Genomic DNA, 13,230 nt, shown 5'->3' on the forward strand with positions numbered 1-13,230 from the left:
AGATGAAAACAACAATGATTGGCCGGACAACCGGTCGCGGGTGCCGTCCATGGTGGCTGGCCATTATCGTGTCTGTGCTGCTGGGTGGCTGTGGTGGGGGTGGCGATACCGAGGCGTCCAGCCCCTCCGATTTCGAGCCCCCGGCCGAGCCTGTGAACATCGGGGGAGACGCTCAACTCTATGATCCTGACCGACTGATCGAGGTGGCGGTCAGCATGAATGCCGACGACTTCCAGAAGCTGCGATCCGAGGCGCGAACCCTGGCCAGCACCGACCGGGAATGTGTACCGGAATTCGAGTATTCGGAATTCAACGCCAGCGTCACCATCGACGGTGATCGCATGGACCGGGTGATCGTGCGCAAGAAAGGCTACATGGGCTCCCTGAGCCCCAGCATTCCCTCCCTGAAGCTGGACTTTGACGATCTCTGGCCGGGCCGGACCTACCAGAACATGACCCGGATGACCCTCAACAACAATCGCCAGGATCCATCCAACGCCCGTCAGTGTCTGGCCTACGATCAGTTCCGACAGGCTGGCCTTGCGGCTCCGGAATGCAACTACGCCAGAGTGACCGTGAACGGTGAGGATCTGGGCGTGTTCACCAACGTCGAGCCGATCAAAAAGCCCTTTCTGGCCCGAGCTTTCGGTGATGATGACGGCAACCAGTACGAAGCCCAGACGGCGGATTTCGGAACCTGGTTGAGCCAGCGTTTCGAGAAAAAGACCAACGAGAAAGAAAACGACCGGACCGACCTGCAGGCGGTTACCGATGCGCTCGCGCTCCCCGACGAGCAGATGATGAACGTGCTACCGCAGCTGGTGGATGTGGATGAGTTTATCCGGTTCTGGGCGGTGGAAACGCTGCTGGGCTCCTGGGACTCTGCAACTGGCAATGCCAACAATTTCCACATCTACCGGGATCCCGGGGACGGCCTGTTCCATTTCATTCCCTGGGGGCCGGACACCGCGTTTCGTGGGGAGCATCCCCTGAAACCGCTGACCGGTGTGCTTTATCGCAATTTCTCGCTGGCAGACCGTCTGTTCGCCATTCCCGAATATCGGGCGCGGTATGTGGCCGAGCTTGAGAACCTGTTGACGACCCAGTGGAACGAGGCTGAGCTGCTGGCGGAAGTGGAACGAATCCGTCAGTTAACAGGCACCGGCACAAAGGCCGTTGCCAGCTTGAAGGCCTTTGTCAGCGGCCAGGGCGAGGCCGGTGATAGCGATTTCCGGCCGGCTCGCAGAGCCGTCATTGAGCAAGCCATTGCCGAAGAAATACCGTCTGGTGAAGTGTACCGGCTTGAGGATACGCAACCGGATTGTGGTGCCCCGGTTACCACCCGTCTGACTGGTTCGGTCAAATCCGAGGCGGGTGCCGACACCGGGGCATTTCGTTTCACGCTGCCCGGCGGCCAGGCGGTCAACGCGAGCCTGACCTTTGCCGCCTTTGAAGTGGACAGTCTGGTGTATTCAGTCGACCGGGAATCGAAGCCGGCGGTCATCAGCCTGCTGCTGATCGGCGCGGACATCAACGACAACTTCAAGCCCTATGTTTTGCAGCTGTTTATCGAGGCTTCGGACTATGTGCCCGGCACACACCGGTTCCACGGGTTTGCTACCAACGCCCTGCTGTTCGAAGTGGATGAGAGTATGCCTGGTGATGTCCGCACTCTGGCCCTGGGCGCCGAGGGCAGCATGGCCATAAGCAGGGCAGGGACCGGCTCCGCTGAAGGCGATGTGGAACTGACACTGGATGCGACCCTGGAATACGGGGCCGGCCTGCAATGAATATGGCTGTAGCCGGCCCGCTGGATGTTTTCGGCGGGCACTCCCTGGCGGATCAGATGCAGGCCCGGCTGATGAACCGGGTCGACACCAAGTTCATGGTGCCGACCCGCTTGCTCGGCACCTGCCTCAGAGGGCTGGAGCACGACTATACGATGCTGGAGATAGAGGGAAGCCGACGGTTCACCTACGACACCCTGTATTTCGATACGCCCGGTCGTCGGCTCTACCTTGATCACCACAACGGCAAGCTCAACCGGTACAAACTCCGCATCCGACATTACCGCGAGACGGGTGCCAGCTTTCTGGAGGTGAAGAAAAAGAGTAACCGGGCACGAACCATCAAGAACCGGTTGCTCCTGACATCAAAGACCGTCGCGGAAAACCGGGTCTTCCCTTTCCTGGAAGCGCAATTGGGCCAACCGGCGGCAGGGATGCTACCGGCTCTTTTTGTTGGCTATCGCCGGGTCACCCTGATGAACGCCCCTGGAACCGAGCGCATCACCCTGGACACCGCTCTGGCTTTTCACTCCGCGGATCGCAGGTGCGGCGTAAATCTGCCTGAGATCGCCATAGTCGAGGTCAAATACGACCGCAAAGTCCCTTTCTCACCCTTTCTCGATCGTCTTGGCCAGCTTGGCTGCCGGCCGGTGCAGTTCAGCAAGTACTGTGTCGGGACCGGACTGCTGTTTGGCCACGAATACAAAACCAATCGCTTCAAACCGCTGTTAAGGAGCCTCCATGGAATCTGCAGTTGATTTCCATTTTGCGATCCGGCTTTTGATCAACACCGTCTCGGTGTTTGTGCTTATTCGTTGCTACTACGCCTTTTCCCGCCATCGGGAGAATGCCGCCTCGTTCATCCTGTTCGGCGTCGGCGTATTCCTGGTGACGGCTCTGCTGCACTCTGTCACCGTGACCATGGGCTTCGCCTTTGGGCTGTTCGCGGTATTCTCAATGCTTCGGTACCGCACCGAGGCCCTGGGTATCAAGGAAATGACCTACCTGTTTCTGGTCATTGCCATGGCGCTGCTGGCGGCGGTGGGCACCATGCATCACGCGGAACTGATATCGCTCAACCTGCTGGTGATTATTCTGGCCCTGGTGCTGGAAACCCGCGTGCTGTTGCCGCAGCACAGCGAGAGGGAGGTCGAGTACGAAAAGATCGAGAACATCCATCATCAACGCCGGGACCTCCTTATAGCGGATCTGCGCGAGCGCACCGGTCTGGATGTGTTTCGGGTGGATGTGGTGTCAGTCAGTTACCTGCGTGACACCGCGATGTTGCGAATGCACTTTCGCCGGGAGGCTGGTCATGCTCGCTGAGCTGAAATGGGCATTGCTGGTCATCGGCCTGACGCTGGCATTTATGCTGCAGCCTCTGCTCGTCATGGCTTCCCCGCTGGAAGCAGAGCTGGGTGGCTACATCGCGGCCGGTGTCGACCATTACGGAGCCTTCCATGATGAAGACGGCAAGCAGAGCACAACCAGAGGTGTGCTCCGTAACGCCAGAGTTGAACTGGAGCTGGCCTGGGGGAAGCGCTGGGAAGCGGAGCTGGATGGCAGCTACAAGATCGAAGGTGACAAGAAGGAGCTGGATCTGGGCGATGCCTACCTTTTGTACGACGGCCCGAGCCGGTTTGAGGCCCAGATGGGGCGCTTCAAAGAGCCTTTTGGCCTGGAACGCCTGACCAGCTACGCCAGTCTGAATACCAGCGAGCGCTCTCTGGTGACCTCTGCGTTCGCACCGGGTCGTTCCACCGGTGTTATGGCCGGGCGGTACCGCAAACGCGGCACCTGGTCACTGGGCCTGTTTACCGACGAGCCCGATGGCGGCTCCACCCGTGCGATAACCGCCAGGCTGACCCGCGCCGTTATTCGTTCGGAGAGCCAGACGCTCCATCTGGGCGCCGCGGCCTCCTTCCGTGACCTCGGCGACAGTCGTTTTCAGATCAAGGATGAGGGGGAAGTGTTCAGCGCCGACAATGTGATCCGGAGCCCCAGGTTCGATGCCCGGGATGCCTGGCTGGCGGGGCTTGAAGCCGCCTGGCTTTCCGGGCGCCTGACCCTGACGGCCGAAGCAATGGCTCAGGAGGTACGGCGAACCAACGGCGTGCGCTGGCAGTTCAGTGGCGCCTATCTGCAGGCCAGTCTGTTCCTGACCAGTGACCAGCGCCATTACCACCGGGGTGAGTTTGACCGGGTGGAACCCCGGAACCGGGCCGGTGCTCTGGAACTGGTCGCCCGCCACAGTGCGGTGGACCTTCGGCAGCGGGGCGTGGGTGCCGAGGCGAGCGTGACGCTGCTTGGCCTGGCCTGGTACCTGAACACGCAGTTTCAGGTGCGCCTGAATTACCTGCTGCCGGACATAACCGGCAATACCCTGATGGACAACCCTGATGGAAACGCGATTACCCTGCGTTCGGTCCTTCGCTTCTAGAAGGCAGTGTCAGGGTAACCTGTGTCCATTGGCCCAGCTCGCTGGCAATGGACATGCTGCCCTTGTGATGGCGCATAATGGTCTGGCAAATGCTCAGGCCGAGTCCCAGGTTGTCCGGTGTGTCGCTGGTGGAATAGAAGGGGTCGGTGAGACGCTTGATATCGTCCGGGGCAATGCCCCGGCCGTTATCCCGGATCCGGACCCTGTGGGACCCGCCCGTGGTATTGGCGGTGATGTCGATTCGACCGGGGCGTTGGCTGCCACTGACGGCGGAAACGCCGTTGAGTAACAGATTGACGAATACCTGGGTCAGTGCAGATGGATAACAGGGCAGGAGGGTCCCTTCGGGAATATCCAGGTGCAGTTCAACATCCCTGAGCTGGTGCCGGCAGAACCGGATTGCCGTGTTGATCAGTTTTCCGAGGTCTGCCACTTCCAGGTTGTGTTCCGGCACCGGTCGGGAGAATTCGATCAGGTCGGAGACAATATCGGCGATGCGTTTTTGATGAGTGCTGGCGTCGGTCAAGGCTTCTGCCACCTCCGAATCCCGGTTCACGGCACTGGCAAAATCCACCGCCTGGCTGGCACAGTTCAACGGGTTCATGATTTCGTGCAGTAGCCCCTTGGCCATGTGGCTGAGGGCCTGGTGTTTCTGTTCCTGGGCCAGCCTGTCCTCGGTGATTGCCAGGGTTTCCAGTGTCCGGGACAACTGGCGATTTCGGTCTCGCAGCAAAAACTGCAGGGCCAGCAGGTTGCGAAGAAACTGTGACAGAAACCAGGCCGACAGGGGCGCGACCACCAGGCACATCAGAATCAGCCAGTTGGTCAGGATACCGATCAGGGTTTCGGTCACATGGTGGCTGTCCACGGCCACGAACGTCGACAACACCAGCATCACCAGGTTGATCAGGATAATCAGACTGGTGTGGAGCAGGGACAGGGTGATGATGCCCACGGAACTGATAAAAAAGAACAAGCCCACAATGGGGGCAAGCGATGCGCCGGTCGTCATGTATCCCAGATAGCTGAACGCCGCCATGTTGAAAAATACCAGGTAGACAATCATGGGCGCGGCGCGGCGCAGGCGGGTGAACCGATGGGCGGCCATCAGCAGGGTCAGGATCGTGGTATAGATCAGATAGATGCCGAAAACGTCCGGGGCCTCCGGGTTCAGGGCCAGTCCACCCAGAAACAGCAGTGTGCCTATGAAGGCAATAACCAGGTAGACATCCGCGAACAGTGGCAGCACCCGGTACCGGTACTGGGTGCGGTAAAAGCGTTCGAAACGCCGCTGCCGGTAAGGGGGCAGCTGACGAATCTGGTCCATGCCGGAAAGCAGTTTCACTCGGCCGCTCCGTGTTGGTGTCGTTGCATGAAGAGGATCAGCTCAGGCAGGCGTTCGAAGCCCATTTTCACGAAAATCCGGTCCTTGTAGGAGTGAACGGTCTTGCAGGATACGCCAAGCTGGCCGGCGATATCCCGGACCGGGGTTCGGCGGGCCATCAGCTGCGCGACTTCCCGTTCCCGTCCGGACAGGGCCTCGAAGGCGCCCAGGGCCCCCGCCGCTGGTTTGTGCTGCCAGTTGCCCACATAAACCTGCCCGCCGCGAATGTAGAACAGGGTCTTGATCAGTTCCTGGATCGGCTGGTGTTTGGAGACCACTGCCTTGATACCCGCTTCCAGGTATATCGCCATTCGCCCGGTGCTGACTGGCGTGTCGGAAATCAGCAATACCGACAAGGCCGGGTTCAGGGTCAGGGCGTGCTCGGCAATGGTAAGGCCGTCGTTGTCCTGCAGGTTTTCTTCGATCAGCAGTACGCCGGGGCGGGTTGTGTGAAGGCGGTTCAGGGTGTCTACCCCGGTTTCCGATTCGCCTACCAGTTCGACGTCGTCGTGCAACAGGATCTGGAACAGCAAGCTGTCACGCAGCAGGCGTTGCCCGATGGTGACGTACAGCCTGAGCCTGCGCTGTCCTGCCAACATCAGAACTCAGGTTCCGGAGCGGCCGGCAGCCTGAGGCTCAGCCTGAGGCTCTGGTCACCGCCCGCCACGTCAATCCCGCCACCCAACAGTCGGGCGGTTACGTGAAGCAGTAACAGGGCGGTCTGTTGCTCCAGCAAGGGTCGGGAAAGCCGGGTAATCGGCGCCAGCAGGTGGCTGTACATGTGAAGGGCGCTGGCGGGGGTGACACCAAGGCTGGTGTCGTCCTGTTCGATGTTCAGATGGCTGTGGTTCAGCCCCGAGGCCGTGAGGAGGATGGTCAGTGACTGACACAGAGCCGACAGTGGTGTCTGGTCCGCCGCTGACCTGGTGGACGCCTCCGATGCGTTCGCCATAGCCAGGTCAAACATTGACCGGTTCAGGGGCGCGGCTTCGGGTGACCGTTCCAGGGCATCGAGTTGCCTGCGCACCAGGTCGCCAAAATCTCGTACCAGTTCGTGTTCGAGCGGGGTCTCCCGGCTTGCCCGCAGATGGGACGGGAGGGCCGGTAAGGTCCGGATGGTGGCCAGGGAATCGAGGAAATCAGCGGTCACCTGCGCTCCGGCTAATCTGTCCACAGGTTCTGAAAGATGCTCAAGCAGCCTGGCATGACGCTGCTGGCGCAGTTCTGCAAATTGCTGTTCCGCCTGTGACAGGGAGCTGTTCCGCGCGGAAACCAGGGCACGATGACGGGCCAGCGCCTTGCGGAACAGAGCCAGCAACTCGCCAGCGTTCCAGGGCTTTTTCTGGTATCGGAAAATGCGGCCCTCGTTGACGGCGTCCAGTGCCACATCCACTTCACCCCAGGCCGACGTGAGAATACGGACAATGGCGGGGTACGACTGCCGGAGTTCATCCAGCAGCTCTTTTCCGTGCATGCCCGGCATTCTCTGGTCGGTCATCACCACGGCAACATCACCGTTGGCATTCCTGAGGGTCTCCAGCGCCTCTTCAGCGCTGCTGGCGCAAAGCACCCGGAACTGATTCTGCATGCGCTCCAGTTGTCTGGCCAGATACCGTGTGGCTGTTGGTTCATCATCCACGATCAGAATCGCCGGCCTGGCGCCAGCTCCGGCTTGTTCCGGAACCGGGGAGGGGGATGCCTCGCCCCGGGTTAATGCGGCGGTGAGTACGTGGGAGCGAACCATATCGGCGTTCACCGGCTGCTCGAAACAGCGATCAATCAACTGGTCGTCAAGCAGGGTTACCAGAAGGTTCAGGGAAATTGCATCGCCCATCAGAATTTTCAGCACCCCGGGGTGGTGGTCCCGCGCTTCTGCAAGAAGTGGCGATTGAAGATGGCCGTCGGGTCGGTCGGGAATCAGGACAATGGCAGCGGGCGGCTTGGTCGACAGGCAGAGGTGATCCCGGGCTGGCTGATCGGATGTGAACGACTGAATGGTGAAGTCGTTGCCGAAGAGCGCTTCGAAATATTCCCGGTCGTGCTCGTCGTCATAACGGAGAATGACCTCCGCTGCTCCGTTGATGGCCATGATTGCGCATGTTCCTGCTGGATGGGCGTTCCGGAGAGATTAGCAACAGCGGCTGCCTGATCGTGTAGGAATTTCCTACAAACGGGGTTTGAGAGGCCATGGGTGTGCGGTTCTGTGACAGCCTTGGCATTTGGCACTGTTTCGTATGCAGGAGCGACTACACTTATCACGAGGCTCGTTGAAAGGGAGACAACCATGACAATTCCGGAAAATGGTCTGACGAATCACGAAGTGACGATCTGCCTGGCCGGCGGTGCTGTGCTGGGCCCGTTCAATGCGACCTGGAGCAAGGACTCCGGGGGCGATGTGAGGGAACTGGTGCGCGAGTATGACGGATTTCTGCAGGGTGAAAAGCAGCGCCGGTATAAGTTCCATCTGCACGATACCTATACCAACACTGTCCACACCCTGATCCTGAACTTTGAACAGGTTACCGGCATCTGCGACCATGTCCGCCTGAGATCCCAGGGCAGCGGCTGAGCCATGGTCGGGGGTGTGACGTACACGCCTTTTGGGCCCGAAGTGCTAACGGACAGGAGGGAGCATGAGCGAATTCAGAACGGAAACCGACAGCCTCGGAGACGTCCAGGTACCCGCTGATGCGCTCTGGGGCGCGCAAACCCAACGGGCAGTGGAAAATTTTTCGGTCAGTGGCCAGCCGATGCCGCAGGCCTTCATTGCCGCCGTTGCCCAGATCAAGCGTGCTGCGGCCGAGGCCAATACCAGCCTGGGGCTGCTGGAAAACGACCTCCGGGATGCCATTGCCGAGGCCTGCGAGAGCCTGGTCAAAGGCGAGTATGCCGATCAGTTTCCGGTGGACCGTTACCAGACCGGCTCCGGTACCAGCACCAACATGAATGTGAACGAGGTGATAGCCAGTCTCGCCCGCAACGCCGGTTTCGAAGTACACCCGAATGATCACGTGAACATGAGCCAGAGCTCCAACGATGTGATCCCTACCGCTATCCATGTCAGCGCTGTGGTTGCGGCCAAGGAAAAGCTTCTGCCGGCGCTGTCACACCTTTGTGGTGTGATTTACGAGCAGGAAGCGGCGTTTTCCAGCCAGGTCAAAACCGGTCGTACCCATCTGATGGATGCCATGCCGGTCACCCTGGGACAGGAATTGAAGACCTGGCGTGAGCAATTGCTGGCGGTGGAAAAGCGTGTGGAAGCGGCTGCCGACGAACTGCTGGCTGTGCCCCAGGGCGGAACAGCCGTGGGTACCGGGATCAATGCGCTGCCGGAATTTGCCGGTCAGTTCGTCAAGTTCTTGCGTAGCAATACCGGCTATCCCTTCACCAGCCTGGAGCACAAGTTCACGGGCCAAAGCGCGGTCGATGCTCCGGTGGCGCTCTCTGCCCAACTGAGAGGTGTGGCGATCGTGCTCACCAAGATCGCCAACGATCTGCGCTGGATGAACAGTGGTCCCATTCACGGCCTGGCTGAAATCAGTCTTCCGGCATTACAGCCGGGCAGCAGCATCATGCCTGGCAAGGTGAACCCGGTTATCCCGGAATCCGTTGCCATGGTCGGTGCGCAGGTGATGGGGCTGGACGGCGCCGTGGCCATTGCCGGCCAGTCCGGAAACTTCCAGCTGAACGTGATGCTGCCCCTGGTAGGCGGTAATCTGCTGGACATGACGGATCTGCTCTCCAACGCTGCCATCATGCTGGCGGACAAGGCCATCAGGGACTTCACGGTCAATGCTGACAACCTGAACGCAGGCGTGGGCCGGAATCCGGTGCTGGTGACAGCGCTGAACCCGGAAATCGGTTACAGCCTGGCGGCGGATATTGCCAAAGAAGCCTATAAAACGGGGCGTCCGGTCATTGATGTTGCCGAAGAGCGCAGTGGTCTGGGCCGAGAACGGCTTGAGGAGCTCATGGACCCGCTCAAGCTGACCCGGGGCGGTATCGCCTGACTGGCGGTTGCAGAGAGGCGCACACGCTTGCTGATTACCCTGGAGCTGTTTGTGATGCTGGTGCTGGCCAACGGAGCACCGGTGGTTGCCGCGGGGCTGCTCAAGAATCGCTGGTCGGCGCCGGTGGATGGGGGGCGATTGTGGTCCGACGGCCGCCCCGTATTTGGGGAAAGTAAAACCTGGCGGGGCGTGATTTCCGGAGCCCTGGCCTGCGCCCTGTTTGCCCTGGCGACCGGGCCGGGATTCGTTTTCGGGCTGTTGTTCGGCCTGTTGGGGCTGGCGGGTGATATCCTGAGCAGCTTTATCAAGCGTCGCCTCGGCCTTGTGTCCAGTGCCAGGGCGGTTGGCCTGGATCAGATCCCGGAAGCGCTCCTGCCCATGCTGCTGGCAATGTGGTGGCTGCCCGTCAGCGTCTGGGTGGTGCTGATTGTGGTGGCGCTTTTTACCCTGTCGAACATTTTTGGTTCACCGCTGCTCTACCGTCTCGGCATCCGCCGGCAGCCCCATTAATCGGGGCCGCGGGTCAGGGTATGAAGGGTCACCTCCGGCGGGCAGTTCAGCCGAACGTTGACCACCGAGGTACCCGAGCCGGGCGAGGTATAACCCTGCATCCCGTTCATCCGCCAGTAGCCTCGGCCGAGGGTGCGCGGGCAGTCAGAATCGAGGGTTACCGGAATGCCTCCGGGCAGGCAGATCTGGCCTCCATGAGTGTGGCCGCACAGAAACACGTCGTAGCCCGCGTGGGCAGCTTCGCGCCAGATCTCCGGCGTGTGGCTGAGCAGGATGCTGGTTCCCCCGGGGGGGATCTTGTCCCCCGCCTGATGCAGGTTGTGGACTCTGAAGAAGTGGGCATCGTCCACGCCCGCCAGGTACAGAGTCTGTCCCTCCCGCTCCAGGGGCGCCATTTCGTTCATCAGAAGCTGGTAGCCCATATCCTCCAGTGCCGGAACCATGCGAACACTGTCGTGGTTACCGAGCACGGCGTAAGGCTTGCCCTTTATGCCATCCCGTAGCCGTGCCATACCGTCCAGGGCGTCCTCGATGGGGCCCCAGGTCAGTTTCCGGTAATCCCCGGTCAGCACGCACAGGTCATAATCCAGCGGCTCGATCTGGCGCAGCACCGCCTGCAGGTTGGCTTCGTCCATGTCCACATGCAGATCGGTCAGGTGGAGAATACGGTAGCCTTCAAAGGCGGCTGGCAGGTTGGGAAGGTGAAAACGGTTGTGCACGGTGTTCAGGCGGAGGCTGTTGCTCTGGCCCCGCCCCCACAGACCGACCAGTCGGAGGCAGGTACGGATAAAGCCGGGCGCCGTGGCCCAGTTTTCCAGGTGGAAGGAGCTGTGATCCTGCCCGAATACCTTCGCCTCAGCTTCCCGTTCAATCCCGAGCCTCTGGCGGGCGTGAACAGGACCGAGCCTCAGGCTCAGGCGGTATTCCAGGAGTTCATCCTGATTTTCCGGTGTGCGAGCCCTTGCCGTCATTTTTCTTCCCTTGTATGCCGAGCCGGGCATGGCCGATGTGCAAAGTGGCAAACCCTGTCTGTCATTATGGATGGCCCTCGAAGGTATGCAACCAAAACGACATAATGTTCATGTTTGATGACACAATGACGGCCGAACCGGACAAGGAACTGAATCAGAGTATTTATGACTGAACACGAAGGCGTTGAGAAGCTGTCTGCCTGGCAAATCTTCCTGTTATTCCTCCGGCTCGGCCTGACCTCTTTCGGCGGGCCGGCAGCCCATCTCGGATTCTTCCACGACGAATTTGTAAAACGCCGTCAGTGGCTGTCGGACAGTGCCTATGGAGAAATTGTCGCCCTGTGCCAGCTGCTGCCCGGGCCGGCGTCCAGCCAGGTAGGCCTGACCATTGGTTTCCTGCGTGGGCGATACACTGGTGCGTTCGCCGCCTGGCTGGGGTTTACCCTGCCGTCGGCGCTGATCATGATCGGCTTTGCTCTGGGTTTGAGTGCCTGGCCGGAGGCCGGCAGCGGTGGCTGGATTCATGGTTTGAAGCTGTTCGTGGTGGTCGTGGTGGCACAGGCGGTCTGGCAGATGGGGCGAAGCCTGTGTCCCGACCGGCCCAGAGTCGCCATGGCGCTGCTGGTTGCGGTGAGCCTGCTGGTGTTTGGCGAAACCTGGATGCAGATTCTGGCCCTGGCGGTTGCCGGGGCCGTAGGCGCCTTTCTGGGTTTTGGCAGTGACCGAGCTTCCGAGCCATTGCATGTGCCACTGCAGTCCCGTAAACCCGCGCTCTTTGCCGCGGCTTTTCTGGGGCTTTTGCTGGTTTCTTTCCTGCCTCAGGCGCCGGGCAGTCTTGGCTGGATCGGCGCCGAATTGTACCGGGCCGGTGCCCTGGTCTTCGGCGGTGGGCACGTTGTGCTGCCCTGGCTACAGGAAGGCTTTGTGGCATCCGGCGCCATGCCGGCCGACACCTTCCTGGCCGGTTACGGGGCAGCCCAGGCCATGCCGGGGCCACTGTTTTCCTTCTCAGGCTTTCTGGGCGGTGCCCAGGGCGGCGTTATCGGTGGTGTGGTTGCTGTCATCGCCGTTTTCCTGCCGGGAACCCTGTTGGTATTCGCCGGTCTCCCCTTATGGAGCTGGCTGCGGGAGCATCGCCGGGCGAGGGCGGCCCTGGCTGGTGTGAATGCCGGTGTTGTGGGGCTGCTTCTGGCGGCTCTTTATGATCCGGTCTGGGCCTCGGCTGTCCATGATGCCAGTGATCTGGGGCTGGTGTTGATTCTGTGGCTGTGTCTGGCCGTCTGGCGGGTTCCGGTCTGGCTGCTGGCGCCGTTGAGTGCGCTGGCCGGAGTGATCCTGCTGTCCTGACCAGCGTACATAATTACCCGTTTGCCTGAACCGGTACGCGGGTTGGCAAATCCACGGTTTTCCAGCCACAATCGAGCCGTTACAGGCAGACAATTTGAACGCAGAGGTCACCATGTCGACATCGTGCAGTATTCCCGGTCTGAACGTACCCCGTAGCCGTTTTCCCGATCCGGAGCAGGATTTGCCAGCGGCCGGGGGCGAACAGCGAATTGTATTGGCCGGAGGCTGTTTCTGGTGCGTTGAGGCGGTTTTCCTGGCTCTTGATGGCGTTGTCAGCGTAGAGTCCGGGTACGCCGGGGGGCACTCAAGCTCCGCGAATTATGAGGCTGTGTGCTCGGGTACCACGGGGCATGCCGAGGTGGTGGATGTTCACTACGACCCGGCCAGGATCAGTTTCGGCGAGTTGCTCAAGGTATTTTTCTCGGTTGCCCACGACCCCACCCAGCTGAACCGCCAGGGCAATGATAGAGGGACTCAGTACCGCTCGGCTGTCTTTTACGAGACCCCGGAACAGAGGCGGGTGGTGGAGGCTTATATCCACCAGTTGAATCAGGCGGGCGTCTACCCGGATCCCATCGTCACAACGCTGGAGCCACTGGAGGCATTCTACCCGGCGGAGGAATATCACCAGAATTTTGCAGCCCGGAATCCATACCAGCCTTATATTATGGCCGTGGCCGCCCCGAAAATGGAGAAGCTCGCGGACAGTTATGGTGACCGCCTGAAGCCGGAATACACAGATAACGACACAGGCAGCATCGCCTGAGGAGGCAGACCATGG

At 60.4% G+C, this 13,230-nt stretch carries 13 protein-coding genes; 9 read left to right on the forward strand and 4 right to left on the reverse strand.

Annotated features, from left to right (window positions below; genetic code table 11):
* Positions 1–2: 2 nt before the first annotated feature.
* Genes ACESMK_RS13105 through ACESMK_RS13120 form a run of 4 tightly spaced genes read left to right on the forward strand, consistent with a single transcriptional unit; the run spans position 3 to position 4,227 of the window.
* On the forward strand, positions 3–1,790 hold the full coding sequence (locus ACESMK_RS13105; protein WP_372999380.1) for a CotH kinase family protein: 1,788 nt from the start codon (positions 3–5) through the stop codon (positions 1,788–1,790).
* Positions 1,787–2,545, forward strand: coding sequence for a polyphosphate polymerase domain-containing protein (locus ACESMK_RS13110; RefSeq protein ID WP_372999383.1), 759 nt, complete (start codon positions 1,787–1,789; stop codon positions 2,543–2,545). The genes ACESMK_RS13105 and ACESMK_RS13110 overlap by 4 nt, the downstream gene beginning before the upstream one ends.
* Positions 2,529–3,113, forward strand: a complete 585-nt coding sequence (locus ACESMK_RS13115; RefSeq protein ID WP_372999386.1) for a DUF4956 domain-containing protein — start codon at positions 2,529–2,531, stop codon at positions 3,111–3,113. The genes ACESMK_RS13110 and ACESMK_RS13115 overlap by 17 nt, the downstream gene beginning before the upstream one ends.
* Entirely contained in the window at positions 3,103–4,227 is a 1,125-nt protein-coding gene (locus ACESMK_RS13120; RefSeq protein ID WP_372999389.1) for an OprO/OprP family phosphate-selective porin, read from the forward strand. Before ACESMK_RS13115 ends, ACESMK_RS13120 begins: the two co-directional genes overlap by 11 nt.
* On the opposite strand, the gene ACESMK_RS13125 is transcribed toward ACESMK_RS13120, so the two are convergent.
* The 3 genes from ACESMK_RS13125 to ACESMK_RS13135 are packed head-to-tail and all read right to left on the reverse strand — an operon-like array spanning position 4,199 to position 7,700.
* Positions 4,199–5,572, reverse strand: coding sequence for a sensor histidine kinase (locus ACESMK_RS13125; protein WP_372999392.1), 1,374 nt, complete (start codon positions 5,570–5,572; stop codon positions 4,199–4,201). The genes ACESMK_RS13120 and ACESMK_RS13125 overlap by 29 nt on opposite strands.
* The gene (locus ACESMK_RS13130) at positions 5,569–6,210 is read right to left on the reverse strand and encodes a LuxR C-terminal-related transcriptional regulator (RefSeq protein WP_372999395.1); all 642 of its coding nucleotides are present in this window, start codon (positions 6,208–6,210) and stop codon (positions 5,569–5,571) included. Before ACESMK_RS13130 ends, ACESMK_RS13125 begins: the two co-directional genes overlap by 4 nt.
* Complete coding sequence (locus ACESMK_RS13135; RefSeq protein ID WP_372999398.1) at positions 6,210–7,700, reverse strand: response regulator; 1,491 nt, start codon at positions 7,698–7,700, stop codon at positions 6,210–6,212. The genes ACESMK_RS13130 and ACESMK_RS13135 overlap by 1 nt, the downstream gene beginning before the upstream one ends.
* 195 nt (positions 7,701–7,895) lie before the next feature.
* Here ACESMK_RS13135 and ACESMK_RS13140 point away from each other — a divergent pair, with 195 nt between their 5' ends.
* The 3 genes from ACESMK_RS13140 (at position 7,896) to ACESMK_RS13150 (ending at position 10,131) form a co-directional block, all read left to right on the forward strand.
* Positions 7,896–8,180, forward strand: a complete 285-nt coding sequence (locus ACESMK_RS13140) for a hypothetical protein (protein ID WP_372999402.1) — start codon at positions 7,896–7,898, stop codon at positions 8,178–8,180.
* Positions 8,181–8,244: 64 nt separating this feature from the next.
* Entirely contained in the window at positions 8,245–9,621 is a 1,377-nt protein-coding gene (locus ACESMK_RS13145; protein WP_372999405.1) for a class II fumarate hydratase, read from the forward strand.
* A gap of 27 nt (positions 9,622–9,648) precedes the next feature.
* Entirely contained in the window at positions 9,649–10,131 is a 483-nt protein-coding gene (locus ACESMK_RS13150) for a CDP-archaeol synthase (RefSeq protein WP_372999408.1), read from the forward strand.
* Here the strand turns inward: ACESMK_RS13150 and ACESMK_RS13155 are convergent.
* Complete coding sequence (locus ACESMK_RS13155; protein ID WP_372999411.1) at positions 10,128–11,102, reverse strand: metallophosphoesterase; 975 nt, start codon at positions 11,100–11,102, stop codon at positions 10,128–10,130. The genes ACESMK_RS13150 and ACESMK_RS13155 overlap by 4 nt on opposite strands.
* Before the next feature lie 165 nt (positions 11,103–11,267).
* On the opposite strand from ACESMK_RS13155, the gene chrA reads away from it, so the two are divergent.
* Complete coding sequence (gene chrA, locus ACESMK_RS13160) at positions 11,268–12,449, forward strand: chromate efflux transporter (RefSeq protein ID WP_372999414.1); 1,182 nt, start codon at positions 11,268–11,270, stop codon at positions 12,447–12,449.
* A gap of 112 nt (positions 12,450–12,561) precedes the next feature.
* Positions 12,562–13,215 (forward strand): peptide-methionine (S)-S-oxide reductase MsrA, encoded by a 654-nt coding sequence (gene msrA, locus ACESMK_RS13165; protein WP_372999418.1) that lies wholly within the window; start codon positions 12,562–12,564, stop codon positions 13,213–13,215.
* Positions 13,216–13,230 lie beyond the last annotated feature (15 nt).

The sequence above is a fragment of the Marinobacter sp. genome (assembly GCF_041687235.1).
Taxonomy (GTDB): Bacteria; Pseudomonadota; Gammaproteobacteria; order Pseudomonadales; family Oleiphilaceae; genus Marinobacter.